Annotated in this window: 1 protein-coding gene; it reads left to right on the forward strand. The window is 62.1% G+C overall.

Annotated features, from left to right (window positions below; translation table 11 throughout):
* Positions 1-13: 13 nt before the first annotated feature.
* Positions 14-385, forward strand: a 372-nt coding sequence (locus GV790_RS29120) for a BCCT family transporter (RefSeq protein ID WP_309139048.1), incomplete at its 3' end; no start/stop codon positions are given.

A 385-nucleotide genomic window follows, 5' to 3' on the forward strand; every position in this document is an offset into this window, starting at 1 on the left:
CCTTATTGTCGGCGTGACGTTCTCGGATCAGATGCGGGTCGCGGGCGAGCACATATACGCCTACATCGCGAAAGAGTTCGGCTGGGTGTTCGTGTTGTCGACGGCCGGCTTTGTCTTCTTCATCCTCTATCTCGCATTCAGCAAATACGGACGCGTGAAGCTCGGCGACCCCGGCGACAAGCCCGCGTACTCGACGTTCTCCTGGATCGCCATGATGTTCGCACTCGGCGTGGGCATCGGCTTGATCTTCTACGGCGCGTACGAACCGGTGACCCTGTGGGCAGAGCCACCACCCGGTGGGCCGGAGCCGCGCACCGACGAGGCAGCCGTCGTCGGCATGCAGTATTCGATCTTCCATTGGGCGCTGCACCCGTGGGCGTTCTTC

The organism is Nocardia cyriacigeorgica (genome assembly GCF_010858045.1).
In the GTDB taxonomy this organism is placed as follows: Bacteria; Actinomycetota; Actinomycetes; order Mycobacteriales; family Mycobacteriaceae; genus Nocardia; species Nocardia cyriacigeorgica_E.